The organism is Paracoccus denitrificans, assembly GCF_900100045.1.
Taxonomy (GTDB): domain Bacteria; phylum Pseudomonadota; class Alphaproteobacteria; order Rhodobacterales; family Rhodobacteraceae; genus Paracoccus; species Paracoccus denitrificans.
This window is the reverse complement of record NZ_FNEA01000091.1, coordinates 1-1,199: the sequence shown is the minus strand read 5'-3', so window position 1 is coordinate 1,199 and position 1,199 is coordinate 1. Positions and strand designations below refer to the sequence as shown.

Sequence of the window (1,199 nt, the reverse complement as noted above, 5' to 3'; positions counted from 1 at the left end):
GGCCCGATTGCTGGCCCGATTGCGGGCCCGATTGCGGGCTGGCCGGGCTCGCGGGCTTTTGCGGCGGCGGGGCCGGCTTGCGGTCCTGCGTCTGATCCCGCGCCTGATCCTGCCGGGGCTGCGCCGGCGGCTTCTGCTGCGGCGGCTGCGCTGCTGCCGGCTTCGATGCTGCCGGTCCCGGCTGGGTCTTCTCGGGCTGCGGTTTCTGGGGCTGCGGCTTCTGGGGCTGCGGCCTTTCCGGTTGCGGCTGGGCGTCCTGCGGCTTTGCGCCCAGGCCCTGCTGGCCCTGGAAGGGGCGCTGCGCGCGGGCCGGGGATGCGTCCTGGGGCGCGGCCGGCTTGGGCGCGGCAGCCTGGGGTGCGGCCGGCTTCGGATCGGCGGGTTTCGGATCGGCCGGGGGGGAGGGCTGTCGCGCCGGGCCGGGCTTGGGTGCCCCGGTCGCGGCTTGCGGCTTGGCTTGTGCGGCGGCATCCGCCTGCGTCGCCGGTGCAGCGGCGGCAGCGGGGCCTTGCTGCCTGGCGGCCGGCTGCTGGGCCGGCTGGCCGGCCTTGCTGCCGGGCGGTGTGGTGGGGGTGGTCACGGGCAGGTGCGCTTTCGCTGGTTTACCTTTCGGGCGCAGTTGTTACATATTGCCGCCCGTCCAGACCAGTGTTTGCGTTCACATGTCCGATACCGCCTCCCAGATCGGCCCCGCCGCGGCCAACCTCTCTGCGGTTCGCCCCCCTGCGGCCAACCCTCCTGCGGCCAACCCTTCTGCGGCCCGCGCGCCGCAGCGGCCGATCCGCAACGGGCCGCGGCTGCGGATGGCGCGCACCGTGGTGGCGCTGATGCTGCGCGAGATGGCGACCACCTACGGCCGTTCGGCGGGGGGCTATATCTGGGCGGTGCTCGAGCCGGTGCTGGGGGTGGTGCTGCTGACGGTGCTGTTCAGCATGGCGCTGCGCAGCCCGGGGCTGGGCTCGAACTTCCCGCTGTTCTATGCCACCGGCTACCTGCCCTTTGCCATGTTCAGCGGCCTGGCCAACAAGACGGCCGCCTCGATCCGCTATTCGCGGCCCTTCCTGGCCTATCCCAGCGTGACCTTCGTCGATGCGCTGATCGCGCGGGTGGTGCTGAACGTGCTGACCAATGTCGCGGTGATCGCCATCGTGATCGGCGGCATCTTCGTGATCTACCAGCTGCCGGGGCCGGTGGACATG

1 protein-coding gene and 1 pseudogene are annotated in these 1,199 nt (G+C 72.5%); one reads left to right on the top strand and one right to left on the bottom strand.

Features of this window, described 5'->3' with window-relative positions; translation table 11 throughout:
• A pseudogene (locus BLT64_RS25920) lies at positions 1-580 on the bottom strand (hypothetical protein); the annotation flags it as partial.
• An 82-nt stretch (positions 581-662) separates the two neighbouring features.
• Here BLT64_RS25920 and BLT64_RS25915 point away from each other — a divergent pair.
• The coding region (locus BLT64_RS25915) for an ABC transporter permease (RefSeq protein WP_367888675.1) at positions 663-1,199 on the top strand (537 nt) is incomplete at its 3' end.